28 protein-coding genes are annotated in these 25,240 nt (G+C 38.5%); 18 read left to right on the top strand and 10 right to left on the bottom strand.

The window, feature by feature from the left end; translation table 11 throughout:
* Positions 1–1,092: a pyruvate dehydrogenase (acetyl-transferring) E1 component subunit alpha gene (gene pdhA, locus AC6EJA_RS04250; RefSeq protein ID WP_498503383.1), complete on the bottom strand. Its 1,092-nt coding sequence runs from the start codon at positions 1,090–1,092 to the stop codon at positions 1–3.
* Positions 1,093–1,195: 103 nt separating this feature from the next.
* Between pdhA and AC6EJA_RS04245 the strand changes: the two genes are divergently transcribed.
* The 5 genes from AC6EJA_RS04245 (at position 1,196) to AC6EJA_RS04225 (ending at position 7,050) form a co-directional block, all read left to right on the top strand.
* Complete coding sequence (locus AC6EJA_RS04245) at positions 1,196–3,292, top strand: IMS domain-containing protein (RefSeq protein ID WP_498503382.1); 2,097 nt, start codon at positions 1,196–1,198, stop codon at positions 3,290–3,292.
* A 71-nt stretch (positions 3,293–3,363) separates the two neighbouring features.
* Positions 3,364–4,815 (top strand): signal recognition particle protein, encoded by a 1,452-nt coding sequence (gene ffh, locus AC6EJA_RS04240; protein ID WP_498503381.1) that lies wholly within the window; start codon positions 3,364–3,366, stop codon positions 4,813–4,815.
* Between the two features lie 83 nt (positions 4,816–4,898).
* Entirely contained in the window at positions 4,899–5,264 is a 366-nt protein-coding gene (gene rpsP / locus AC6EJA_RS04235) for a 30S ribosomal protein S16 (protein WP_498503380.1), read from the top strand.
* Positions 5,265–5,269: 5 nt separating this feature from the next.
* Positions 5,270–6,235, top strand: a complete 966-nt coding sequence (locus tag AC6EJA_RS04230) for a PhoH family protein (protein ID WP_498503379.1) — start codon at positions 5,270–5,272, stop codon at positions 6,233–6,235.
* Positions 6,236–6,312: 77 nt separating this feature from the next.
* Positions 6,313–7,050 carry a Bax inhibitor-1/YccA family protein gene (locus tag AC6EJA_RS04225; RefSeq protein ID WP_498503378.1) on the top strand — a complete coding sequence of 246 codons (738 nt, stop codon included), beginning with the start codon at positions 6,313–6,315 and terminating at the stop codon, positions 7,048–7,050.
* Positions 7,051–7,102: 52 nt separating this feature from the next.
* Here AC6EJA_RS04225 and AC6EJA_RS04220 read toward each other — a convergent pair whose 3' ends face one another.
* Complete coding sequence (locus tag AC6EJA_RS04220; protein WP_498503376.1) at positions 7,103–7,618, bottom strand: sll1618 family protein; 516 nt, start codon at positions 7,616–7,618, stop codon at positions 7,103–7,105.
* A gap of 50 nt (positions 7,619–7,668) precedes the next feature.
* Here AC6EJA_RS04220 and era point away from each other — a divergent pair, with 50 nt between their 5' ends.
* Genes era through larB form a run of 4 tightly spaced genes read left to right on the top strand, consistent with a single transcriptional unit; the run spans position 7,669 to position 10,922 of the window.
* Positions 7,669–8,616, top strand: a complete 948-nt coding sequence (era, locus tag AC6EJA_RS04215) for a GTPase Era (protein WP_498503374.1) — start codon at positions 7,669–7,671, stop codon at positions 8,614–8,616.
* A 4-nt stretch (positions 8,617–8,620) separates the two neighbouring features.
* Complete coding sequence (gene trmD / locus AC6EJA_RS04210) at positions 8,621–9,844, top strand: tRNA (guanosine(37)-N1)-methyltransferase TrmD (RefSeq protein ID WP_498503373.1); 1,224 nt, start codon at positions 8,621–8,623, stop codon at positions 9,842–9,844.
* The gene (locus tag AC6EJA_RS04205; protein ID WP_498503372.1) at positions 9,841–10,260 is read left to right on the top strand and encodes a TIGR03792 family protein; all 420 of its coding nucleotides are present in this window, start codon (positions 9,841–9,843) and stop codon (positions 10,258–10,260) included. Before trmD ends, AC6EJA_RS04205 begins: the two co-directional genes overlap by 4 nt.
* On the top strand, positions 10,257–10,922 hold the full coding sequence (gene larB, locus AC6EJA_RS04200) for a nickel pincer cofactor biosynthesis protein LarB (protein WP_498503370.1): 666 nt from the start codon (positions 10,257–10,259) through the stop codon (positions 10,920–10,922). Before AC6EJA_RS04205 ends, larB begins: the two co-directional genes overlap by 4 nt.
* A 10-nt stretch (positions 10,923–10,932) precedes the next feature.
* Here larB and AC6EJA_RS04195 read toward each other — a convergent pair whose 3' ends face one another.
* From AC6EJA_RS04195 to AC6EJA_RS04170, 6 genes are all read right to left on the bottom strand, one after another.
* Positions 10,933–11,076, bottom strand: a complete 144-nt coding sequence (locus AC6EJA_RS04195; RefSeq protein WP_498503369.1) for a hypothetical protein — start codon at positions 11,074–11,076, stop codon at positions 10,933–10,935.
* A gap of 65 nt (positions 11,077–11,141) precedes the next feature.
* Positions 11,142–11,309, bottom strand: coding sequence for a DUF8633 family putative protein (locus AC6EJA_RS04190; RefSeq protein ID WP_498503368.1), 168 nt, complete (start codon positions 11,307–11,309; stop codon positions 11,142–11,144).
* Positions 11,310–11,430: 121 nt separating this feature from the next.
* Complete coding sequence (locus AC6EJA_RS04185) at positions 11,431–12,405, bottom strand: DUF1517 domain-containing protein (RefSeq protein WP_498503367.1); 975 nt, start codon at positions 12,403–12,405, stop codon at positions 11,431–11,433.
* 24 nt (positions 12,406–12,429) lie between these two features.
* Positions 12,430–12,642 (bottom strand): sulfur carrier protein ThiS, encoded by a 213-nt coding sequence (gene thiS, locus AC6EJA_RS04180; RefSeq protein ID WP_498503366.1) that lies wholly within the window; start codon positions 12,640–12,642, stop codon positions 12,430–12,432.
* The gene (locus AC6EJA_RS04175) at positions 12,639–13,682 is read right to left on the bottom strand and encodes a thiamine phosphate synthase (RefSeq protein WP_498503365.1); all 1,044 of its coding nucleotides are present in this window, start codon (positions 13,680–13,682) and stop codon (positions 12,639–12,641) included. Before AC6EJA_RS04175 ends, thiS begins: the two co-directional genes overlap by 4 nt.
* Before the next feature lie 145 nt (positions 13,683–13,827).
* Positions 13,828–14,769 carry a bifunctional riboflavin kinase/FAD synthetase gene (locus tag AC6EJA_RS04170; RefSeq protein ID WP_498503364.1) on the bottom strand — a complete coding sequence of 314 codons (942 nt, stop codon included), beginning with the start codon at positions 14,767–14,769 and terminating at the stop codon, positions 13,828–13,830.
* A gap of 60 nt (positions 14,770–14,829) precedes the next feature.
* Here AC6EJA_RS04170 and AC6EJA_RS04165 point away from each other — a divergent pair, with 60 nt between their 5' ends.
* Positions 14,830–15,408 (top strand): DUF3611 family protein, encoded by a 579-nt coding sequence (locus tag AC6EJA_RS04165; protein WP_498503363.1) that lies wholly within the window; start codon positions 14,830–14,832, stop codon positions 15,406–15,408.
* On the opposite strand, the gene surE is transcribed toward AC6EJA_RS04165, so the two are convergent.
* Entirely contained in the window at positions 15,401–16,198 is a 798-nt protein-coding gene (surE, locus tag AC6EJA_RS04160) for a 5'/3'-nucleotidase SurE (protein WP_498503362.1), read from the bottom strand. The genes AC6EJA_RS04165 and surE overlap by 8 nt on opposite strands.
* A gap of 80 nt (positions 16,199–16,278) precedes the next feature.
* On the opposite strand from surE, the gene pheS reads away from it, so the two are divergent.
* Both pheS and AC6EJA_RS04150 read left to right on the top strand, forming a co-directional pair.
* Positions 16,279–17,286 (top strand): phenylalanine--tRNA ligase subunit alpha, encoded by a 1,008-nt coding sequence (gene pheS / locus AC6EJA_RS04155; protein ID WP_498503542.1) that lies wholly within the window; start codon positions 16,279–16,281, stop codon positions 17,284–17,286.
* A gap of 82 nt (positions 17,287–17,368) precedes the next feature.
* Positions 17,369–18,277, top strand: a complete 909-nt coding sequence (locus tag AC6EJA_RS04150; protein WP_498503361.1) for an NAD(+) kinase — start codon at positions 17,369–17,371, stop codon at positions 18,275–18,277.
* Here AC6EJA_RS04150 and cbiE read toward each other — a convergent pair.
* A complete protein-coding gene (gene cbiE, locus AC6EJA_RS04145) occupies positions 18,274–19,566 on the bottom strand; it encodes a precorrin-6y C5,15-methyltransferase (decarboxylating) subunit CbiE (protein ID WP_498503360.1) in 1,293 nt (430 codons plus the stop codon). The genes AC6EJA_RS04150 and cbiE overlap by 4 nt on opposite strands.
* A gap of 53 nt (positions 19,567–19,619) precedes the next feature.
* On the opposite strand from cbiE, the gene AC6EJA_RS04140 reads away from it, so the two are divergent.
* From AC6EJA_RS04140 to lexA, 6 genes are all read left to right on the top strand, one after another.
* Complete coding sequence (locus AC6EJA_RS04140; RefSeq protein ID WP_498503359.1) at positions 19,620–19,892, top strand: DUF8678 family protein; 273 nt, start codon at positions 19,620–19,622, stop codon at positions 19,890–19,892.
* Position 19,893: 1 nt separating this feature from the next.
* A complete protein-coding gene (locus AC6EJA_RS04135) occupies positions 19,894–20,397 on the top strand; it encodes a DUF3122 domain-containing protein (RefSeq protein WP_498503358.1) in 504 nt (167 codons plus the stop codon).
* 3 nt (positions 20,398–20,400) lie between these two features.
* Positions 20,401–21,498: a bifunctional diaminohydroxyphosphoribosylaminopyrimidine deaminase/5-amino-6-(5-phosphoribosylamino)uracil reductase RibD gene (ribD, locus tag AC6EJA_RS04130; protein WP_498503357.1), complete on the top strand. Its 1,098-nt coding sequence runs from the start codon at positions 20,401–20,403 to the stop codon at positions 21,496–21,498.
* 105 nt (positions 21,499–21,603) lie between these two features.
* Positions 21,604–23,463, top strand: a complete 1,860-nt coding sequence (ftsH, locus tag AC6EJA_RS04125; protein WP_498503355.1) for an ATP-dependent zinc metalloprotease FtsH — start codon at positions 21,604–21,606, stop codon at positions 23,461–23,463.
* A gap of 63 nt (positions 23,464–23,526) precedes the next feature.
* Positions 23,527–24,480, top strand: coding sequence for an ornithine carbamoyltransferase (gene argF, locus AC6EJA_RS04120; protein ID WP_498503354.1), 954 nt, complete (start codon positions 23,527–23,529; stop codon positions 24,478–24,480).
* Between the two features lie 65 nt (positions 24,481–24,545).
* On the top strand, positions 24,546–25,163 hold the full coding sequence (lexA, locus tag AC6EJA_RS04115) for a transcriptional repressor LexA (RefSeq protein ID WP_498503353.1): 618 nt from the start codon (positions 24,546–24,548) through the stop codon (positions 25,161–25,163).
* Positions 25,164–25,240: the final 77 nt, after the last annotated feature.

Here is a 25,240-nt window from a genome sequence, read left to right as displayed (position 1 = left end):
CTAGTTTTCAGCCCAAATGTATTTTGTTAATTCTTCAGGTGAAGGTTCAGGCGCTGATAAGGCAAATTCAACAGCTTCTTTTACTTCTTCATCTATTGACTTCTCAATTGCTCTAAGTTCATTCTCATTTACGAAATCTCTGGCAATTAAATCTTTCTCGAGCTTTTTAAGTGGATCTTTAGTAGCCCAAAATTCTTTCTCTTCAGCAGATCTAAGCTCATCTGGATCAGCCAAAGAGTGTCCCCTGAAACGATAGGTAAGGCATTCAAGCAAGGTAGGCCCCTCCCCGCTTCTAGCTCTCTTCAGCGCTCTTTGAGTTGCATTCCTGACAGCGATTACGTCCATTCCGTCGACCTCTTCACCTTTCATACCAAAAGCCTTGGCTTTTTTCCAAATTTCTGGATCACTCGTAGCCCGGTCATGAGCCATACCGATGGCCCACTTATTATTTTCCACAACGAAAATAATCGGCAGCTTCCATAATTGAGCCATATTCAGGCATTCAAAAAATTGACCGTTATTACAAGTGCCGTCACCAAAAAATGCAGCAGTTACAGAATCGCTATCGATTTCTCCAAGAGCATCTCTTTTGTAACGACTTGTAAATGCCGCGCCAAGTGCTACGGGGATTCCCTCACCGATGAACGCATAGCCACCAAGAAGATGATGTTCTTTAGAAAAAAGGTGCATAGACCCTCCTCTACCCTTGCTACAGCCGGTTTCTTTGCCAAAAAGCTCACTCATTACTTCTTTTGCTGGGACACCTGCACTGAGAGCATGAACGTGATCCCTATAAGTGCTGCAAAACCAGTCATGCTGCCTCTTCATAGCTCCAATGACGCCACTACTGACCGCTTCTTGACCGTTGTAAAGGTGGACAAAGCCAAACATCTTTCCTCTGTAATACATTTCGGCACATTTATCTTCAAATCGCCTTCCAAGGGTCATATCTTTGAAAAGTTTTAAGCCAATTTCTCGGTTGATATCTGAGTCTTTTTCAGGTTCAAGGCTTCTTATCCTTTCCGCATGATCGCCTGCAGCTAGAGCGATCTCAGCAGTTTTGTCTGAAGGTTTTGTTGGTGTCTGACCCATGGCTTAACTCGTTACTCCATTTACGACTGTAAGGGCATATGGATTAAAAATGGGCAGAACCCCTTCCGATGCCTAGAGTTTTTATCTAATGGCATAGTAATGATTGGAATTACCGATCGATCATTTCCGTTTATTGGGTGTTTCCCCCTCTGCTGGAGCTGAGGAGATACTCAGGGTTTTTCAGCTACGGCTGGATAGAGCTCCTGATCAAGGCTTTACTGAAGAAGTATTAGCTCAAAGAGCTGAACTCCTTAGATTATCTGCAGATCTATTGACAGATCAATTTCAGCGGCAGGAGTACGAAGGGGCTCTTTCACTTGGTGCATCCGGTTTAGAGCTTTCATCTAACAGGGAAGTGGCTGGATTGATTCTCCTTTGGGAAGCTGCTTGCCCTGGAGATGCTTTTAAGCTTGCTAGGCAAGCTTTACAACCGCCTCAAACCCCTGCGCTTGGCAGCAGTAGAGAGGCCGATTTAGCCCTTTTAGCTGCTCTAGCGTGCAGAGATGCATCGATAAGTGAGCAAGATAGAAGGCGTTACGCAGTTGCCGCAGAAGTTCTTCAAGAGGGCATTTTGCTCCTCCAAAGAATGGGTAAACTCTCTGATCAGAGGCAAATTCTTGAAGAGGACTTAGAACTTTTACTACCCTTCAGAATTCTCGATTTATTAAGCAGAGATCTTAGTGATAATAAATCTCATCAGGAAGGTCTTAATTTACTTGACTTCTATGTCATAAAAAGAGGTGGCTTAGAGGGAAAAAATAAATTCCCTCTATTTGCAGGATTAAAGCAAGTTGATTTTGAATTATTTTTTCAACAAGTCAGGAAATATATTACGGCTCAGGAGCAGGTGGAATTATTTCTTTCTTGGTATCGGCAAGGCTCAGCTGATGCAGGCTTTCTTTCTTCAATTACTTTAATTGCACTGGGATTTGTTTATAAGCAACCGCAAAAACTCCAGGAGGCAAGAAGATACTTAAAAAATTTAAATTACTCTGGATTAGATCCAATGCCATTGATTGGCTGTATTGATCTTTTATTAGGAGACATCAAACAAGCTGAGGCAAGATTTAAAAGTAGCAATGATGAAAATTTGCGAATTTGGTTGGAAAATTATCCTGGGGAGGATCTTGCCGCATATTGTCATTACTGTAGGAATTGGCTGCAAAATGACGTTCTAAACGGTTACCGGGACATTGATTCAGTTTCCCCAGATCTTGATGATTGGTTCGCTGACCAGACTGTTCAAGATTATCTTGACGATCTTGAAAATCGAGGGGCGAGGGGATTAGCAAACGCTGGCAGAAACTTTCTATCCTCTATCAAACCAGAAAAAACTGATTTTGAATCACCTTCAGATCCTATTGAACCCGAGGGATCATTGCCTATGCCGGGCGGTATACGTGAATCGGCAAGTGGAAAAACAGAAAATGATCAAGAAGAATTCAATAACCTCATACCAAATATTTCTTTATTTGAGAAATTTATTAACCTGTCAACTCAATATTTGGTTAAAGCCAAAAGTATAAATATTCGGAAACGCATAAGTAAAAATCCCATCTATGCAAGCTTATCAGTATTTTTCCTTGTATTTATTACTGGAACAGCTTATGGATTGTTAAATCTTAGAGTTAAAAATGTTGATGTTAAGGATAAAGTAAATATTGTCCAGAATGAGAAGCCAAAAAATCAATCAAATAATAAAAATTCAATTTCTGAAAATCAAATCAAACTAAATACTGTAAAAAATTCCACTGAGCAAGATAATTTTAATATTTCACTCAGTGAAAATAAAAATAAGGCTGTCTCTGCTCTTTCTGTAGACGAACCAACTGATCAACAAATAAGACTAATAATTGAAAAATGGCTTGAGGCTAAAGCGGCTTTATTGTCAGGGGAAGATCCTTCCGATTTTTCAAGTTTTGCTAGAGATAAACTTTTTGATAGAGTCATGAATGAAAGGAAAAGAGATATTAAAAATGGGCAAAAACAAATAATTAAAGCAAATATTTTAGAAATGAATTTTGTTTCAGTAAGTAATAAGAGAATCTCTGTTAATGTAAAACTTGATTATAAAGATAAAATTATTAATGATAGTGGAGATGAACTTTCAGAGACAGTAATACCATCTCTAAAAGTTCAATATATTCTTGGGAGAGAGAAGGATATTTGGCAATTAGTTGACTATGTAAGTGGTATTTAATCTTTTTATTTTTTATTTATAAAATTTATTTTTCTTTTAACTTATGATGTCATTAGCGAAATAATTTTTTAATGTTCGAAGAGCTTTCTGATCGTTTTGAAGATGCTGTAAAAGCGTTTAGGGGCGAAGCGACAATAAATGAAAACAATGTAGAAGTAGCTCTGAAACAGGTAAGAAGAGCATTGCTTGATGCAGATGTAAGTTTGTCTGTAGTCAAAGAATTTGTTGATGAAGTTCGTAGAAAAGCTATTGGCACTGAGGTTGTAAGGGGCATAAACCCAGGCCAAAAATTTATACAAGTTGTTCATGAGCAGCTTGTAGAAGTAATGGGCGGAGAAAATAAACCACTTGCAAGACAAAGCGATAATCCAACTGTAATTTTGATGGCAGGTTTGCAGGGTGCCGGCAAAACCACGGCTACCGCAAAGATGGGTTTGTTTTTCAAAGATGAGGGCAGAAAACCTCTTCTTATTGCTGCAGATGTTTACCGACCAGCTGCAATTGATCAGCTAAAAACACTTGGGCGTCAAATTGGCGTAGATGTTTTTAGCGATGATGAAAGTAAATGTCCTGAGGACATAGCCCGATTTGGCTATAAAAAGGCTTGTGAAGAAGGTTTCGACACTGTTCTTGTTGACACTGCTGGAAGACTTCAAATAGATGAGCAAATGATGGGAGAAATGGTCCGAATCAAAGAAGCTGTTAATCCAGATGAAGTGCTTCTTGTGGTTGACTCAATGATTGGCCAGGAAGCTGCGGACATAACGAGTGCCTTTCACCAAAAAGTTGGAATAACTGGAGCAGTGCTTACAAAACTTGATGGCGATTCAAGAGGAGGCGCAGCTTTATCAATCAAAAAGGTCAGTGGTAAGCCCATCAAGTTTATTGGTACAGGAGAAAAGGTTGAAGCTTTGCAGCCTTTTCATCCTGAGAGAATGGCAAGCAGAATTTTAGGAATGGGAGATGTATTGACACTTGTTGAAAAAGCACAAAAAGAAGTTGAGCTTGCTGATGCTGAAGCGATGCAAAAAAAACTTCAGGAGGCCACTTTTGATTTTTCTGACTTTGTCAAACAAATGAGATTAATTAAGAGGATGGGATCCCTTGGGGGGCTGGTGAAAATGATTCCAGGGATGGGTAAAATCGATGATGGAATGATTAAAAGTGGAGAGGATCAGCTTAAAAGGATAGAGTCCATGATTGGATCCATGACTCCTGCCGAAAGAAATAAACCTGAATTGTTATCAGCTGAACCTTCCAGAAGGAATCGTGTGGCTATTGGAAGTGGCTACAAAGTAAAAGATGTAGATAAAGTTTTGTCTGACTTTCAAAGAATGAGAGGCATGATGAAACAACTCTCAAGTGGACAAGGATTGCCAGGAATGGGAGGATTTCCTGGACTTGGTGGATCTCCAGCGATGATGCCACCTGGTGGTGGTCCTTTACAGGGAAGATCGAGTTCCGGAAATAGTCCTAAAAGGAAAAGACCATTCAAAAAAAAGAAAGGATTCGGTGACCTTTGAACCCACAACAAGCTAGAGTCTGTAATGGTTAGAGAAGTGAATTAACTTCCTATCAAAGAAGTCCTTTATCAAGTCATGCAAAGATGATCAAACTCCGCCTAAAGCGGTTTGGGAAAAAAAGGGAAGCTAGCTTCCGACTTGTTGCTTGCAACAGTACATCTCGACGCGATGGTCGCCCCTTACAGGAACTAGGATTTTACAATCCTCGAACTAAAGAAACTCGATTAGATACTGAGGCTCTTAGATTAAGATTGAGTCAAGGCGCTCAACCCACAGACGCTGTTAGATCCCTCCTTGAAAAAGGTGGACTTCTTGAAAAAAAAGTTCGACCTGCTGAAATAACTGGAAAAATTGCTCAGCAAAAACAAAGAGAAGAGGAAAAAAAATCAAAATTAAGTAAAGAAGAAGTAAGTCCTGAAGCAACCAAAGATGCTGACAATTCAAAATAAGCAATATGCCTGAAGCAATCTCGATAGGAAGCTTCGAGATACCTCTTCCAGACTCAGATGCAGCCAACGCCTTAGCTGGAGCTGGAAACAAAACTCTTGAAAAAATTGAAGCCCTTACTGGTGCAAAAATAGTTTTGAGAGGTTTGCAATTAGAACTAAGCGGAAAACCAGCACAGATCGAGAGAGCTGCTGGCTTAGTCGAATTGATCAGGCCATTATGGAAAGAGGGACAATCTGTATCTCCTGTAGATTTGCAAGCTGCTTTGTCTGCTCTTGACACTGGGCGTAGTAGAGACCATGAAGCTATGGGAGCACAAGTTCTTGCTCGAGGTGACAAGGGGAATTTTCTTAGGCCAAGAACCCTCAGACAAAAAGCCTATGTCGAGGCAATGGAAACTCATGATCTGACATTCTCTATTGGTCCAGCTGGCACAGGTAAAACCTTCCTAGCTACGGTTCTCGCTGTAAAAATGTTGACGGATAGAAAGATTCAAAAAATTATTCTCACTAGACCAGCTGTTGAAGCAGGTGAACGATTGGGTTTTTTACCTGGTGATTTACAACAAAAAGTCGATCCATATTTAAGGCCTCTATACGACGCTTTGCATTCTTTGTACGGATCAGAGAAAACATCATCTTTACTCGAAAAGGGTGTGATAGAGGTGGCCCCTCTTGCTTACATGCGTGGGAGGACGCTTGATGATGCTTTTATCATTCTTGATGAAGCGCAAAATACTACATCTGCTCAAATGAAAATGGTTCTGACGCGTCTCGGAGAGAGGTCAAGAATGGTAGTAACTGGTGACATCTCTCAAGTTGATTTGCCTAAAGGACAAATAAGTGGCCTGCAAGAAGCTATGAGGGTTCTTCAAGATGTTGAGGGAATTGCTTTTTCCTATCTGACTTCTGCTGATGTAGTTAGACATCCTTTAGTGCAAAAAGTTGTTGATGCATATGATCGAAAGAGTTAATCAATGAGGAGATCCGTACTAATAGCGCGCATTATTTTGGATTTTCGTGCCAAAGTAGTTGAAGAGATAACAAATTTATGCCAGCTAGTAGCAATTTCCAGCAGGCCATCCGCGAAGCTCAGTCGAGCGCACTCGTTGGACCAAATGTTGTAAACAAAGCCCTACCCTATGTGGGAGGTGGAATGGTAGTTACTTCTTTGGGAGTAATTGGGGGATTATCGATAATGGCATCAAACCCATCGCTATTTCAGCCTTTGTTTTTTGTAGCTTTTATTGCTGAATTAGTACTTTTTTTCATGGCTTCAAGTGCCGCCAACAATGCAAATAATGAAAAAGCTTTGCCACTTCTCGCAGCTTTTAGTCTTCTCACCGGATTTACTCTCAGCGGAATAGTCGCTCTCGCAATTGGGACTGTGGGTATTGGGTCTGTCGGCACAGCTGCTTTTGCTACAGGAATAACTTTTGCAATAGCTTCAAATGTGGGTAGACGTATGAGTGACAGTGTGGGACAGGCACTCAGCGGGGTAGTAGGGCTGGGATTGATAGGTTTAATAATAGCTATGGTATTTCAACTTATTGGGGGTATTTTTGCACCAGGAATGTTTGGTGGAAGCGGACTTGAACTTTTGATTGCAGGTTTTGGAACTGTCCTTTTTGTAGGAATGTCTTTTGTCGACTTCTACACTATGCCAAGAAGATATAACGACGATCAATATCTTGCAGGGGCATTAGGCATGTATTTGACCTATATTAATCTATTCGTTTTTATACTCCGTTTAATGATTGCACTCCAGGGAGGTGGAAGAAGAGATTAATTTTTGAAGTAAATTAATTGTCTACTTAAAGGAGCTGTGAAGCTCCTTTTTTTTATTCAGCTACCGAATAAATATTTTTACGTATATTTTCTTTTTGAATTTTGTCATATTCCCATCTTTTAATGAATTTTGCCAACTCCCCATTACCATCAAGACCCTCTAAGATTTTTTCAAGTTCTTTTTTGACCAAAACCGAATCTAAATTCCTAAGTATCTCAGTGCATCTTGCAGTAATTCTCTCAGAGGATAATTCCTGAGAAAAATTTTTTTCTAAGTGATGTTTAATTGACATTGCAGAGCTCATAGCAAGATTTTTGACTGTCAGAGCTACAACAGGTTCACCATTTTTTCTTAATTGAAAAATTAAAGGATCTGACAGTCTATCAATAACTGTAAAATCACTTGTAAGTGATAAAACAAAAAAACCTCTCATACCATCATTTGTTTTTATTAATTCTCCAATTCGATCAGCGAACACCTCATCACTAAGGCTTCCCTCATCCCATTCTCTGCACCACACATGAGCAATTTCAATTGCCTCATTAAAACTTGGTTCTCTATTAGTCATAGATTTATGTTGAATTAAACGCCAATCTGAAAGTAAAAGGACTTTTTGATATGCATTCAAAGGAGCCCAAGCCTATGGCTCATCGATCGGGATTTGTTGCTCTATTAGGCAGACCCAATGTTGGTAAATCTACTTTGGTTAATCAACTTATTGGAGAAAAAGTTTCAATAACATCACCGATTGCTCAAACGACCAGAAATCGTTTGAGAGCAATCCTAACGACAGATTGTGCTCAATTGGTCATTGTTGATACCCCAGGAATTCATAAGCCTCATCATCTTCTTGGAGAAAGATTAGTAAAAACAGCAAGATCATCAATTAGTGAAGTAGACCTTTTAGTAGTTGTTTTTGATGCCTCCTCTCAACCAGGAAGGGGAGACTCATTTATAGTTAAACTTATCAAAGATCAGCGAATACCAGTTCTATTTGTTTTAAACAAAATAGATCTTCTTAATGAGAAAGGATCTAAAGATAGAAAAGTTGCATACCAAAAATTAATCAATCATTCAAATATGTCAATTAAAGAATGTAGTGCATTAATTGGCAATGGTTGTGATGATTTGATAGAAGAAATGATAACTTTTATGCCAGAGGGGCCCAGACTTTATCCTGATGATATGGTTTCGGATCAGCCTCAGAATATTATTCTTGCAGAATTAATACGTGAGCAAGTTTTATTTAAAACTCGAGAAGAAGTCCCTCATAGTGTTGCTGTTCGAATTGATCAAATAAAGGAGGTGCCTATTCGTAAAGGGAAATTGAAAGGGAAGGATTCAAGAGTAGCTATTTTAGCTACTATTTTAGTGGAGAGAAAAAGTCAAAAAGGAATCATTATTGGTAAGGGTGGAAACATGTTGAAAGAAATTGGAACAGGCGCAAGAATAGAAATGCAAAATTTGATTGATGGACCTGTTTATCTTGAACTTTTTGTAAAAGTTGTACCTCACTGGAGAAGTAAACCCTCCCAATTAGCTGAATTGGGATACGAGGAAAAATAAAACTATGAGTCCATATCGCTTTGATGTAGTAAGCCTTTTACCTCAAGCTTTTGAATCACTAAAAAATCTCGGCGTAATTGGTAGAGCATTTGATAAAGATCTCGCGAGGTTATTTATTCACAACCCGCGGGATTTTACTTCAGATAGATATAGAAAAGTTGATGATTTGCCATATGGGGGGGGAGCGGGAATGGTTTTAAAACCTGAGCCGTTTTTCTCTGCTTATGATTTAATCCCCAAAAGAGACAAACGAAAAGTTATTTTAATGTCCCCTCAAGGAAGATTATTCACACAAGCAGATTTGGAGAATTGGTCTGAGCAATTTGATCAGCTCATACTTATTTGTGGACAATATGAGGGTTTTGATGAGCGTATAAGGTCAATAGCTGATGATGAAATTTCATTGGGCGACTTTGTTTTAACTGGTGGAGAGATACCCGCAATGAGTATTATCAATGGCGTTACTCGTCTTCTCCCAGGAACTTTGGGAGACTCAGATTCCCTCAAAAATGAAAGTCATAATGATTACCTACTGGAGCATCCTCACTACACAAGACCATTTGTTTTCAAAGGTCTTCAAGTACCAGATGTCTTAAAAAGTGGTGATCATGAAGCTATTTTCAATTGGAGAGAAAATCAGCGAAAATTGAGAACAAAAGAGCGTAGACCAGATCTTTATGAGAAATGGCTTGCCAAAAAGGATACTCTTGAGATGAGAATGGATAAATCAAGAAGAAAATCTGTGGAATTTCGCATCGGCAACGGCTACGACATGCATCGATTAGTCCCCAACAGGCCACTAATAATTGGTGGTTTATCAATTAAGCATCCGAATGAACTTGGTTTAGATGGTCATAGTGATGCTGATGTTCTCTCTCACGCGGTCATGGATGCGATGCTCGGAGCGCTTTCTCTTGGTGATATTGGTAAATACTTTCCGCCAGATGATCCAAAATGGAAAGGTGCTGATAGTCTGAAATTACTTGATGAAGTTGTCAGCCTTATAAAAGGAAAAGGATGGGAGGTTGTTAATGTGGATTCTGTCATTATTGCTGAAAGGCCGAAAATGAAACCGCATATCAATGAAATGAGAGAAAATCTCGCCAAAAGACTCAAAGTTTCTATTGATTGTGTTGGGGTAAAGGCAACCACAAATGAAAGGCTTGGTGCTGAGGGTAGAGAGGAGGGTATAAGTTGCCATTCAGTTGCTCTTTTGAGGCAAATATGAAAAAAATTGTCGTTTTATTTATAGTATTTGTGGGTTTAATTTTTATAGGAACCCAAGTTGCCTACTCTGCTGAATTATCTGGGCCATTGCAATTTGATAAACAAATAGTCGAACATCTTAAAATTTCTGTTCCGGCAAAAAATAAAAATGCATGGCTTCAAGCAGAAAAAGAAAGTTGGGAACCATGGCTAAAAAAACAAAAAGGCTTTAAAAATCGTCAATTACTTTGGGATCCAAAAGGAGAGGAAGCAACAGTTCTAATAGTCTGGAATAGTAGGGAGGAATGGAAAAATATTTCACAAGAGGAGATCAATTTTACTCAAGAAAAATTTGAACAATCCGCTCGTTCTTCATTAGGTCTAAAAAATGGGAATCCTTTTCCTCTTACTTATGAGGGGGAGCTATTGCAACAGTGAAAATCCCCGATGCAAGGTTAGATCTTAACCGTAGGGATCGATTAGGAATGGTTGAGGCGATTTGGGGACAGCACAAAACATTTGAACAATTAGTCGAAATAATTCAAACTTTTGAGAAAGCTGGTGAAATTGCCCTGGTTACTAGAGTTCAGCGAGAGAAAGCAGAGAGATTGTTGAATTTATTTGAGAATGCATCATTTCATTCAAAAGCCAATTGCTTAACAGTTGGTTCTCCCTCAAAACAATTTGATGAGTGTGGTGAGGTAGCGATTTTAAGCGGAGGCACTAGTGATTTGCCTGTTGCAGCTGAGGCGGAAGTGGCCCTTAAATTTCATGGTGTTAAAACAAATTTAATTCTTGATGTGGGTGTTGCAGGGTTGCACAGACTTATGGATCAATTAGATCAAATTAGTCAGTCAAAAGTAGTAATAGCTTGTGCAGGAATGGAAGGAGCCTTGCCAACAGTTTTATCAGGATTAATTTCTCATCCAATTATTGGGTTGCCTGTTTCAGTTGGTTATGGGGTTAGTTCGGGTGGCAAAGCTGCACTGAATGGAATGCTTTCTAGCTGCGCTCCAGGTTTAAGTGTTGTAAATATAGATAATGGCTATGGTGCCGCCATGGCTGCTATGAGAATATTAAAAACAGTTGAAAAAAGATAAGATTCTGCATTTAATTGATCTTTTTATTATTTTCAATTTCTAAAAGTTGTTCAAGCCATAAAGCAAGTGGTTTGGATAAACGATCTTCTTGGTATCTCATTAAAGCTTCGTTGATAACAGAGCTGTTGATCCAATGAATGGGTTTACTCAACATTGAACAATCGCATTTATTGAAAGGTGCAGTACCTAATTAACAAAGGCAAGAGCAAAGTATAAATGTCACTCTTTTTCGTCATATTTAGTACTCAGGCGAGAGAGTTCGCAGCTGTGGTTATCAGATTCAACATCAAGCAACCTGTTTACAAGTTCCGAGAGATCTCTTTGTGCTAATTCACCACTGCTCTCCCATTTCAAAGAGCGTGGCTCTGATTGAGAAGAACTTGACACGTTAATAGAAATTAGATGTGGATACCCTAACTCTCTTGCTGGGTTAAATTGCGAGTTGTTGCGTTAAATAGCTAAAAAAAATATAAAGAATTGGCCCGAAATGAGCTTTTATAGCAAGTCTTTATAAATGCTTAAGATTTGGGTAGTTTGTTACCAGCTCTTCCGCGGTCAGCACGTCGCCTTCTCCATCAGGTTGCCAGATAACCTCTAAAGCTATTATTTCTCTTGATGAAATTGAGCCAAGAAGCCTAAGTTCCTCTCTAAGTTGTTCGCTCCCTGTGGACTGTTTTGATAAGAAGTTACCTTTGGAAGCAACAATTATAGTAACTGCAATATATTCGTTAATCGAATCAGCCTCGCCAGCTTTTGTTGAATCTGTTTGCGGGGAAATATTTTCTCCAGAGAAATTAAATGTTGTTTCTCCTGATAGTTTCCCTCTCTCAATTAGGGAGAGTCTATTGAAGGTCGACTCAGCACTATTGAATGGAACTTTTCCTATCTCAAGATTTGAATAAGCCCAAAGATCTGAGTTTCGCAGCAAAGATAGGGTCGTTTCAGAAAGGACTCTTTGCAAGCCACTTGAAGTTTTTGTATCTGACTCCTTGGCTAAATTTCTAAGGTCTTTTTGAATCTGCTTGGCGCTAGCTAAAAGTCCTATTTGAGCTTGTATAAGTGTTATGTTTTTTGGCTGATCTGAGAATTGATTATTGTTTTTAATATTGTTTGAATCATTCCCTTGAAAAGTGCTTCCTCTGATTGCGTTAACAATTAATCCTGTAATTGTCATAAGAACAAAAAAACCGAATAGGCCCCCACCAAATCCAAAAAAAGGCAGTACGAATGGGAATCCAAATCCGCCTCCATATCTGCTTCCATATCCGCCTCCATATCCTCTTGGAATTCCATAACCACTCCCTCCATAGCTTCGAACTCTTGGAGCTGAAGGAGCGCTAAATTGCCCTCCCCCTATACGTCCACCACTAGCAGCTTCACTTTTAAGAGGTAGAAGAAAAAATAGAACTGATAAAACAATTGGAGCAAAAATTATAGGAATTTTGCTTATCAGAGATTTTTTTATTGAATGTTTTGTTTTCACAGGATTCAAAAGCTCACCTTAACTTTAGGAACCTCCTCCTACAATCGTTACAATTTCAAAAATATCATTTTCGCGTATTAATTTATTTCTCCACTCCAATGGAGGAATAATCACTCCATTTAGCTCTACAACTATTAATTTTGGATTGTAATCCAAAATTTCAATTATTTCTTGGAGACTGGGTGCTTCCGAATTTGTAGAGAGTTTTTTTATCTCACCATTAATTTGTAATTTCATTGGATACCTTTTAGAAGATTTTTGGTTGATAGCTCTATATCATTTTGATTCAAAATCCCATCAATAAGTGCGATCCTATCAATGCCTGTCGAAATAATAATATTTTTATTACTGTCATTTATCCCACCAATTGCAAAACATGGAATTTGAATTTCTTTTCCTACATTTACAAGTATATCTTTCTCAATCAGATTATTATTTGATTTATTGTTAGAGTTAAATACCGGACCTATCCCAATATAGTCTGCACCTTGTGCTTCTGCTTTTTTGGCTTGTTCGAAATTAGAAGTACTTTTACCGATAATTTTTTCATAACCAACTAGATTCCTTGCAATTTCAATTGGCATATCATTTTGTCCTAAATGAACTCCATCAGCATCAACTGCTTGAGCAATATCAATTCGATCATTAACTATAAAAAGACAATCATATTTTTTGCAAATGGAGGCTATGTTATTTGCCTCTTGAATTTTTTCGAAATCGCTTTTATTATCATTTTTAGAGCGGTACTGAACCATTTTAATCCCAGATTGTATAGCAATTGTCAACTTGCTTAAGAGATCAACTTTTGATGCGGTAATTAAATAGACATGAGTATTATTTAAGATTAGTTTTTTATTACTTAAATTATTTAGTGCCAGTATTTTAATTTCTAAATCATAAATTTCGTAACGAATAGATGCTGCAGTTTTTGCTAATTCTGGTGAAGTATTCCGACCAAATTCTTCAAGAACTCTTAGTGCTTCTTGGATCCTAGAGCAATTTGCTGATATTAGCTCATTTATATTTTTACGTTCTTTTTGTGCTGGGTGATTCAGAAGAGCTCCCTTGTCAGTGGCTGAAGATCGCGCTTTTTTAAATTTCTCGTTGTGAAGCAGGCTTAGTTGATGTCTAAAGTCTTTTATTTTTATTACTAAATCTTTTTGACATAGACCAAATCTACACCAATCCTCTATTACTCTTAAGCCTTCTCTTGCTCTATCAAGATTGGCATCTATTAGGCGATTAACACGATTGTTTGGGGGTAGTGTGAAATTCATAGATTTCATGCCAATCTTAATAATGTGGCAATGGGATTAAATTAATGGAGAAAGGTGATTCAGATAAAACAATGAATGTTCTCATTTGGGGAGTAGCTCTTCTTGGAGGCATTGCCCTCTTTGTAGTTTGGGGGCTAACAAACGCTTATTCACTTGGATAGCAGTTATTTATTTGTTTTGTCAGGTGGCTGAGAGTTGTTTCTACATCAATAGATATTTGATCTTTCAAATCATCTAAAGAATTAAATTTTTCTTGCCCCCTGATTCTGTTTTTTGGGATTATGGTCAAATTTTGTCCTAACAGATCGATATCTTTGTTGATTATATGAACCTCCACTGCTGAGGGTGAGAGTGGGTCAATAGTTGGTTGAGGCCCCAGATTCATAACGGATGCATATTTTTGATTACGCTTGTAATCAATTGTCCAGGCTGAATAAACTCCATTACAAGGCAGTAATTTTCTTCCGTTAACTTCCAAATTGGCAGTTGGCCAACCAATCTTTCGGCCAATTCCTTTGCCTTTAACAACTTTTCCTTCAAAACTGTAGGGTCTACTAAGAAGGTTTTCTGCCGACTTAAGGTCACCTTTTTTTAAGGCAGCTCTTATTCTGCTGCTGCTCATTCTTCCATTCTTGTCTTTAATTGTTGGAATTACCTTCACTTTAATCCCATAACTGCTAGAGATGTTTTGTAGGGACTTAACATCTCCAGAACGGTTTCTACCGAAGCGAAAATTCTCTCCAACTCCTACAACTTTTGTCTTGAGAGTTTTATAAAGGATTTCATGAATAAAATCCTGAGGTTCAAGGGATGCTAATTCGATATCAAATGGAATTAGAACTAATTGATCAATACCTAGTGGTTCAAGTAATGCTGTTTTTTCCAAAGGTAGGTCTATTCTTAATTTTGTTTCCCCAAAAAGAATTTCTCTAGGATGTGGCCAAAAACTTGCAACAGTGGGGGTCCCGATTTTTTCGTCAACAATTGAACTTATTACTTTTTTGTGACCACTATGTAAACCATCAAAACATCCTAAAGCGATTGCAGTAGGACGGTTTATTTGATTTGGCGAAAGGAGTGGAATCAACTTAGACGTGCAAATTTCTCTCTTTGGTGGCAAGTTTAATTAAGAGCCAAACTTATTCTGATGGCAGATCAACTTGATTTCCAGTTGCTTTCTTTGGGAATGCGACGAATTGGATGGATTCGCTTTTGGATTCAGTCAGCTCTCGGAATAATTTCAGCTGGAATATTGCTTTTTTATAATGTAGGCGGAAACCTAGGAAAAGGTTCACTCAAGGCAGCAGGATTATCCTCCGGTCTTTCAATCACAACATTGAGTTTTTTTATTTTGATGTACAGCCTTTGGCATGGATGGTTAATTGTCAAAAATGCAAGAGCTCTAAACAGTCAGGCTAGACCTAGTAGAGGGGAAACAAGTCGATTAATTAAAAGAGGAGTCATTGTTGATTTACTGGGATTAGTCTCCTCAGTCGTGGGATATCAAGCACTCGCAGGTGCTCTTACCGTTCAAGCTGCTTCACAGGTTTCAGGATTTTTTGGAGGACCAATGATGAGTGCAAGATCAACAAATGTAATGCCCACATTCCCCATAACTTCTATTGAGATGTTATCTGTCTTGAGTAACACTCAAATCCTGATGGCTCATCTAGTTGGGCTTATATGCTCACTATGGTTTTTGCAGAGAATCTACAGAGTCAATTAACTGAACCAATGGAGGGTAAATTTTTTATTTCGCCTCTCCAAAATAAATCTGGTTGTATGGGGGTTAAAGAGGGGCTATTTGCCTCAATCTGTGCAACATCGCTTGGCCAGTGAGGGGGACCATCCCCTGCCGTTTTTAAATCTTTGACGGCTTCTCCTGCCATCCAAAAATATGTGTTTCCCTGGGGATCTTTTCTTTTAATAAATTGCTCTTGATATTGCCTTATTGAAAGTCTTGTCCAGCTCACTTTTCCCATCATATTTTTGTCACAAGCAGGAATATTCAGATTCAACAAGAGGTTTTCATCCCAATGACTTGAAAGACAATTTTCTGCCATCTGCAAAGCCAACTCACTTGCGTAAATAAATTCTCTACATTGAAAACTTGCAATACTTACAGCAAGCGATGGGATTTTTTCAAGTGTGCCCTCTAATGCTGCGGCGACAGTTCCAGAGCAAAAAATATCTGTGCCTAGATTCGGCCCATGATTTACACCTGAAAGCACTAGGTCTGGTCTTTCTGGAAGGAGTTCATTTAATGCCAGCTTGACACAATCCGCGGGTGTACCACTGCATCCCCATGCGGTTATTCCTTCAGCAAATAACTCATCAGCTCTTTCAGCTCTAATTGGAGACTTAAGTGTTAATCCATGTCCAGTTGCAGACCTCTCTTGGTCTGGACAGACTACTGTTACTAAGTGTCCTCTCTTCGCCGCAGTAGCAGCAAGGGTTCTTATTCCCGAAGCGAAAACTCCATCATCATTGCTAACTAAAATTCTTAAAGCATTCATTTAAATTAAAAGTTCGAAATGGAAAAGAGAAAGAAATGAACGAGATTGATTTAGAGTTTGTTTTAAATAAGTTTTTTATCGTGAGTTCAACAGCATCCCTTGAAAAAATAATTGGCGATTTGGAATTATTAGAGGAAGAAGCAAAAATACTTATTCAAAATACCTCAGAGATAAAGGTTCTTGAGGATCTTCGTATTTCCCTATTAGGGAAGAAGGGAAAAGTATCAAAAGTTCTTGGCTTGATGGGAAAACTACCTCCTCAAGATAGACCTCAAATTGGGCAAAGGGCAAATTCAATTAAAAGTGACTTGCTTGCATTAATAACTAATCGGCAGAAAGAAATAAAAGAAAACAAATTAATTGAATTAATAAAAGAGGAAACAATTGATGTCACAGCGCCATCAGTTGGTATTTTGCCAGCTAGTAGACATCCTTTAATTTCAACATCTGATGATATTGTTGATATTTTTAATGGGCTCGGATACGAAGTAGCAGAAGGGCCCGAGATTGAAAATGATTTTTATAACTTTGAGGCATTGAATATTCCTAAAAATCACCCAGCACGAGATATGCAAGATACCTTTTATCTCAAGGATGACCTTTTACTTAGAACGCATACCTCACCAGTTCAAATTAGATACCTTGAAAAGACTCCTCCTCCAGTGAGAATTATTTCACCAGGAAGGGTTTATAGGCGAGATGCAGTAGATGCAACTCACTCGCCCGTTTTTCACCAAATTGAGGTTCTGGCTATTGATGAGGGTCTTGACTTCAGTCACCTCAGAGGGACAGTAATGGCCTTTTTAAAGGAATTCTTTGGAGATCTTCCTATCAGATTCCGAGCTAGTTATTTCCCTTTTACAGAGCCCTCTGCAGAGGTTGATGTTCAGTGGCAAGGGAAATGGTTGGAAGTTATGGGTTGTGGAATGGTAGATCCAAGTGTGCTTGAGGGTTTAGGAATAGATTCTGAAAGATGGACAGGATTTGCTGCTGGTCTAGGTGTTGAGAGATTTTGCATGGTCAGGCATGAAATTGACGATATCCGAAGATTATTCACAAGTGACCTACGTTTTTTAGAACAGTTTTGAAATATTGGGAAATTTCGGATATGTTTAAAAAGAATATTTAATTAATTAAATAAAAATTTAAAATGTTTTGCCTTTTCGATAAGTGTCTCGTGTAGGTCTAATTGTTAATGACGGCAAGGAGCTTGCTGTCGAGGCTGCACAAAAGGTTCAGCAGCTTGTTGAGGATGCAGGACATGAAGTCTTAAGGGTAAGCAGTTCGGGTGGGATGGTTGGTTTTGCTAATCCTGATCAACACATGAGGATGCTTGGCTATAACGCTTGCGTGCCCCAAGGGTTTGACTCCTCAATGGCCTTTGCGATTGTTCTTGGAGGTGATGGCACTGTTTTGTCTGCAGCTAGGCAGACTGCTCCAGTTGAGGTGCCAATTTTGACAATTAATACTGGTCACTTGGGATTTCTCTCAGAGGCATATTTGGTTGACTTGGATAACGCTATGAGAGAAGTTCTTGAATTTAATTGGGATATCGAGGAAAGAATGAGTTTAGTTGTGAGTGTTATGAGAGGAGATCAAAGAAGATGGGAGGCTCTTTGCCTCAATGAGATGGCACTTCATAGAGAACCATTAACAAGTATGTGTCATTTTGAAATCTCAATAGGGCGCCACGCTCCAGTAGATATCTCCGCAGATGGAGTGATTCTCTCAACTCCAACTGGCTCAACGGCTTATTCCTTAAGTGCTGGAGGCCCTGTGATTACTCCCGACTGCCCTGTAATGCAACTTACGCCAATTGCCCCCCATTCGTTAGCTTCGCGAGCACTTGTTTTTAGTGATTCCGAGCCAGTTACGGTTTTTCCTGCAACTCCCGAGAGATTAATGATGGTTGTTGATGGCAGTGCAGGCTGTTATGTATGGCCTGAAGACAGAGTTTTAATAAAAAGAAGTAATCATCCAGTTAAATTTATTCGCTTATCTAATCAAGAATTCTTCAAGGTTTTGAGAAATAAGCTTGGTTGGGGTTTGCCCCATGTTGCAAAGCCTGGAAAAAATTAACCTGGATTTATTTTCTTTCCAACAACAATAAAAACCGGATTCATAGGGGCTAAACGAATTCCATCACCAAGAGGAACACCTCTGTACGACTGATGTTGACTAATATTAATTTTGAATCTTTTATTTCTGAGAATGGCCTCAATTTGATCGATTGCTTTTAAATTTGATAACGGGATAACAATTATTCCGTTAGTTTTTAAATTTTCAATAATTTTTTCTAACATTTCATTTTTCAAAGAGCCGCCCCCCCCCATTACTACTCTATCTGGGGGAGGTAATACTTTATCTCTTTCTTTTAAAATATCCAATATGTCAGCTTGGTAGATTGAGGCAGGACTTACACTAAGTCTGTTGGCATTTTTATTGATTAGCTTTTGGCAACCATTTCTTTTTTCTATACAAAATAGTTTCAATTTTGGTCTTAATCTAATAGCTTCTAATCCAATACTTCCAACACCTGCCCCCACGTCCCAAATTACCCCTTCTTTTGGAAGTTCTAGATCTGAGAGAATTTGTACCCTTATTTCTCTTTTTGTCATTAAACCTGGGCGATCCTCATATTGATGAAAAAGTCCATCACTAATTCCAAAGTAAGGAATATCGGCTTCAGTGATTTTTTTGGCCTCATTTTTTATTAGAACTACAAGGTTAAGAATGTCAAAATCACTATTTTTTATTTGCTCCTCTGGCAAAATTTTTTTCATACGTTCCTTAGTTCCACCAAGTTGTTCGAATATCCAAAACTCATATATGTTTTCTAACCCAGAAGCCTTTAAATACCTCTGCACCTCTGAGGGGCCATTCTTATCTGGATCAGTTAAGATTGTTATTGCGGCTGGTCGCCTCTGAAATAAATTAAATAATGGAGAGGCGTCTCTTCCATGGAGACTTATCCATGAAGTGTCCTGCCAGCATCTTCCTAGTTTTGCAAAGGCAAGTTGAAGAGAAGTAGTTGATGGATGAAAAGAAAGTATTTCAGACGGAAAATTTTCAAGAAGAGCTCTCCCAACGCCGTACCAAAGAGGGTCTCCACTAGCAAGTAAAACGGTTTTTTTTTGAGAAATTTTTAACTTTTTTATAAGTTCGGAAATACTTTCTGATTTGATCAAGGTAGGAATTGCTTTATATTCGCAATTAACTCTCCACCAATCACCAATATTTTTTAACAGTCTCTTAGAACCTGCAATTTGTTCAGCTTCAATAACTTTGGTTTTTAAAGAAAGTGATAAGGAATTGAGACCTGAGGCATCGGTACCAATAACATCAATAAAAAGATCTGTTTTTTTCAATTATTCAGTGACTTATTTTTTTCAAAATAAATCAATCTCCTCTGGTTACTTTAATGGCTAAAGATAATGAAAACAAATCTCATTCTCTAAAACGAAGACAGCGTTTGCATGAGCTTTTAATTGCTTTGATTCAAAAACAGGAAAATTTTGAATTAATGGATGTAAATTCGCCAAGTTTCGAGTCAAACCCCACCAATCTTTGCAAAGAAGATTTATCAGAATTGATGTTGAGGAACAGAAGGATTTTGTCAAAATATCAGTCATTGGTTCGTTCTGCTATAACTTTGGATGCTTTAGTTGACTCTGAGAAAATTGATTCTGTTTAAAATGCAGCTTGTTAAAGTCGTAAAAAAAATACTTATTTACTTTTCGCTAGTAAGTTTGATTTTTGCTTTAGCCCCATCCTTGTTGTATGCAGAGACTCAATTAACTGAAAATGATCAGGGCGAAAAAATTATAAGAAGTTTAGAAAGTTTGAGAGATATTGATTATCAATCTTGGCAAGTGGTTGTTTATCAGACAAAGAACTCTTCTACTCCTATCATTTTAAGGATAGTTGGTTATCCTGGAACCTTGAGATTGGACCATCCCACAAATCTTTTGGTTAGTTCGGGAAGAAAACATTGGGAACTTGAGGATTTGACAATTAAAAATTCCAAATTAATTGGTGACTCAAGAGATGCTGCTGCAGAATTTGATTTATCTCCTCTTCTACTTGACTTGAAAAATAATCGTCCATTGAGGCTGTCAATCTTGGGAAATCTATCCGATTTGCCTGTACCACCCTATTTAGTGGGTGAATGGAGAGAGTTGCTTGAGGATGAGGTTTAACTTTTGAGTTTAGAAAATATTGAAAACATCAATCATTGGAACCAATGGATGAGAAGGGCATTGCAATTAGCCTCCCTTGGGCAAGGAACTACAAGTCCAAACCCCTTGGTTGGTGCAGTTGTTCTTGATAAAAAAGGCAATTTGGTCGGGGAAGGATATCACGCCCGTGCTGGCTACCCCCATGCTGAGATAGGAGCTTTGTTTCAGGCAGGGGGCAGAGCTAGAGGGGGGTACCTTGTTGTGACACTAGAACCATGCTGCCATGAGGGAAAAACGCCCCCTTGTACAAAAGCCATTGTTGATGCGGGGATCAAAACTGTTGTAGTTGCAATAGAGGATCCTGACCCAAGAGTTTCTGGTAAGGGAATATCCTTTTTAAAAAATGCAGGCATAGAAGTAATTAAGGGAGTATTGGAGAATGAGGCAGCTTTTCAAAATAAAGAATTTATTTTTCGAATAAAAAATAGACGCCCATGGGGTGTACTGAAAATTGCTATGAGCGCTGATGGCCGTATTGCGCTTCCCAATGGTAAGAGTAAATGGATTACAGGTGAAAATTCTCGAGAACTTGTCCATTCGCTTCGCTCCAAATGCGATGCGATTGTTGTTGGTGGTGCAACTGTTAGAAATGATGATCCTCTAATGACTAGTCGAGGCATTTCAAGTCCTGAGCCCAGAAGAGTTGTTCTGACAAGAAATTTTAATTTTTCCAAAAATCTTAGAATTTTTGACACAAAACTGGCAGAGACTATTATTTCCTTCGGTCCAGAGATCAATAAAGAAAAATTTTCAGAAATCAATAAGGGTGTTGAGCTTCTGCAGTTGAGAAAATCTGAGCCGAGATATCTTTCTGTTGCTTTAGCAGAGAAAGGATGTAACAGAATCTTGTGGGAGTGTGGTCCAAATTTGTCTACCTCTGCCATTAGCCAAAATTGTGTTCAAGAGGTAGTGATTTTCATGGCGCCAAAAATTTTGGGTGGTAAATCCTGTATGACCCCATTGGGTGATTTAGGTTTTCTGGATATGAGAGATGTTTTGGTAACAAGTAATTACTCTTTTCAAAAGCAAGGAGCTGACATGCTTTTTAGGTTCTTCACTTAATAGAATTTGGACTTAATGCTTTAGTCGCGTTCGGTTCTTACGCAAAATTGACTGTACGATTCTGAAGAAAACAAGTTAATTTATATATTAATTGCCTTAGAAAAAATGCCGATTCGCCAAGACGAAAACCAACCGAATCGGCGTTTTGGGATAATAAATTTGATTTTAATTGGTTTTGGGGCTCTACTTCTTTTTAGTAGCTTCCTTCCCAACCAAAATATGCAAGTTCCCAGGGTCCCATATTCCCTTTTCATAGATCAAGTCAATGGTGGAGAAGTTAAAAGAGCGTACATAACGCAAGATCAAATCAGATACGAGTTGTCTTCCCCTCAAGAAGGATCACCCTCAGTTCTGGCAACAACTCCTATCTTTGATATGGACTTGCCCCAGAGATTAGAAAATAAAGGTGTCGAATTTGCAGCTGCACCCCCTAAAAAGCCCAATATCTTTACGACGATTCTTAGCTGGGTTGTCCCTCCCCTCATTTTTATATTGGTTCTTCAATTTTTTGCAAGAAGAAGTATGGGTGGAGGAGGAGCTCAAGGAGCTCTCAGTTTTACTAAAAGTAAAGCCAAAGTTTATGTACCTGATGAGGAATCTCGTGTTACTTTTGCTGACGTGGCAGGTGTCGACGAAGCAAAAGATGAGTTGACGGAGATAGTTGATTTCCTTAAGAAGCCAGAAAGATATACAGATATAGGAGCCCGAATTCCTAAAGGAGTTCTTTTAGTTGGCCCTCCTGGAACTGGAAAAACTCTCCTTTCCAAGGCTGTCGCAGGTGAAGCCGAAGTACCATTTTTTATAATTTCTGGATCTGAATTTGTTGAGTTATTCGTCGGGGCTGGCGCTGCAAGAGTTAGGGATCTTTTTGAGCAAGCCAAAAAGAAAGCTCCCTGCATAATTTTCATTGATGAACTTGATGCGATAGGAAAGAGCCGCTCCGGTTCTATGGGTGTTGTAGGTGGTAATGACGAAAGAGAACAGACGCTCAACCAACTTTTGACGGAAATGGATGGTTTTGCTTCAACAGATAAGCCAGTAATTGTTCTTGCAGCTACAAACCAACCAGAAGTTCTTGATGCTGCTTTGCTCAGACCTGGAAGATTTGATAGACAAGTATTAGTAGATAGGCCAGATTTATCAGGAAGAAAAACAATTCTTGAAATCTATACAAAAAAAGTAAAACTTGCCGAAAAAATTGATTTAGATCAAATCGCTCAAGCTACTAGTGGTTTTGCAGGCGCTGATTTAGCAAACATGGTAAACGAAGCTGCTTTATTAGCTGCCAGAGCTAAAAGGACCTCAGTAGAACAACAAGACCTCAACGAAGCTATTGAAAGAGTTGTAGCTGGCTTAGAGAAGAAAAGTAGAGTATTGCAAGACGATGAGAAAAAAGTTGTTGCTTATCATGAGGTTGGCCACGCCATTGTGGGGCACTTAATGCCAGGTGGAAGTAAAGTTGCCAAAATTTCCATAGTTCCAAGAGGTATGAGCGCTCTTGGGTATACCCTCCAATTACCAACCGAAGAAAGATTTTTAAATTCCAAAGAAGAATTACAAGGTCAAATAGCAACATTATTGGGCGGTAGATCAGCTGAGGAGATTGTTTTTGGAAAAATAACTACTGGTGCTTCAAATGACTTACAAAGAGCAACTGACCTTGCTGAACAAATGGTCGGAACTTACGGAATGAGCGAGATTCTCGGCCCGTTAGCTTATGACAAGCAAGGAGGGGGGAGATTTCTAGGAGGTAACAACAACCCACGCAGAGAGTTGAGTGATGCGACTGCTCAAGCCATAGACAAAGAAGTTAGAAGTATTGTTGATCAGGCTCACGAAAATGCTCTAAAAATACTCAGAAATAACTTACCTTTACTCGAAAGTATTTCACAAAAAATACTTGAAAAAGAAGTTATAGAGGGTGAGGATTTAAAAGATTTACTAGCATCCTCTACTATGCCTTAGAAATCGGTAGAGTTCAGACATCTGACTCTTACTGATTTTATAAAAGGTCCGAAAGCGGGATTGATGAACTCTCAATTAACTGGTGTTGCTGCTCAATTAAGTTCCATCTCAGGCAAAGACTTTTTGTCTTCTTCAGATTTAACTGGTGACCAAATACTTGCACTTTTTGAACTTTCTCTCCAATTAAAAAAAAATGAGAGACGAATTGATTTAGGTAATAGAGTTCTTGGTTTGATTTTTAACAAGGCTTCTACAAGGACTAGGGTCAGTTTCCAAGTTGCTATGTCAAGACTGGGAGCTCAGACTATTGATCTAAATCCTCAAGTTACTCAGCTTGGTAGGGGTGAGCCTCTTAAAGATACAGCAAGAGTTTTAAGTAGATATTGTGATGTATTGGCTATAAGGACTTATGCACAAGAAGAATTAAATCAATATGCAAAATGGTCTTCAATCCCTGTAGTTAATGCTCTAACTGATTTGGAGCACCCATGTCAGGCTCTAGCTGATTTTCTAACAATAAAAGAAAATTTTGGCACTTTAGATGGTTTAACTCTTACTTACATTGGTGATGGGAATAATGTTGCAAATTCACTAATGTTATGTGGAGCTTTATTAGGAGTAAATATAAGAATATGCTCCCCGAAAAACTTTGAACCTCAATTAAAATTCGTTGAAACAGCAAAAAGAATAGCTACAAATTCATTTATAAATGTATCTAATGACCCCATTAGTAGTATCGATGGCGCTCAGATCATTTATACCGATGTATGGGCTTCAATGGGACAAGAAGAGGAGCAAAAAACGAGACAGAAACTTTTTAAAAATTTTTGTATTAATGATGACTTGGTCAAGAGATCTTCAAATGATTCAATAGTTTTACATTGCCTCCCTGCACATCGGGGAGAGGAAATTACTGAAGAAGTAATTGAGAGTCCTAAGAGTAAAGTTTTTGATCAAGCTGAGAATAGATTACACGTTCAACAAGCTTTGCTGGCGGCCCTTCTTGGTGGACTTTAATCCTTGCATTAAGCGCTCAAGTAGGGTACATATGTATTAGATACCTGGCTTTAACCCTATTGCTTATGTCTGAAGGCAATTTGACTCCCGCGCAAGAGGAGCTTTATAACTGGCTATCTGATTATATTGGTGTTCACCATCACAGTCCTTCAATAAGGCAAATGATGCACGCGATGGGACTAAGGTCGCCTGCGCCAATTCAAAGTCGACTTAAGCATCTGCAGGAAAAGGGTTGGATTACATGGCAAGAAGGACAAGCGCGAACTCTCCAATTGCTAGGAGATGCTTTGAATGAAATTAATGGAGTACCTGTTTTAGGATCAGTTGCTGCTGGAGGGTTAATTGAAACTTTTGATGATATAAATCAAACATTAGATCTAAGTAATATTTTGCAGAAAAAAGGAATTTTTGCTTTGACCGTAAATGGTGATTCAATGGTTGATTCTCACATAGCTGATGGGGATCAGGTCCTAATGGAACCAGTTATTGATCCAGCAAGCTTAAGAAATGGGACAATTGTAAGTGCGATGGTGCCTGGAGCTGGAACAACACTGAAACATTTTTTCAGAGATGGATCAATAGTTAGGCTTGAAGCCGCAAATATTGCGTACGAGCCTATTGAAATTTCTGCTGAGCAAGTAACTATTCAAGGAAAACTTTTAGCTGTATGGCGCGAGACTTAACTGCAAGATTAAAATAACTTATGTATTTTGGGAATATAAATTTAATGAAAGATTATTTAATTTTATAACCTTTTGAT

This window comes from Prochlorococcus sp. MIT2309 (assembly GCF_059772305.1).
The sequence above is the reverse complement of the archived record's forward strand: the minus strand, read 5'-3'. Positions and strand labels throughout refer to the sequence as shown.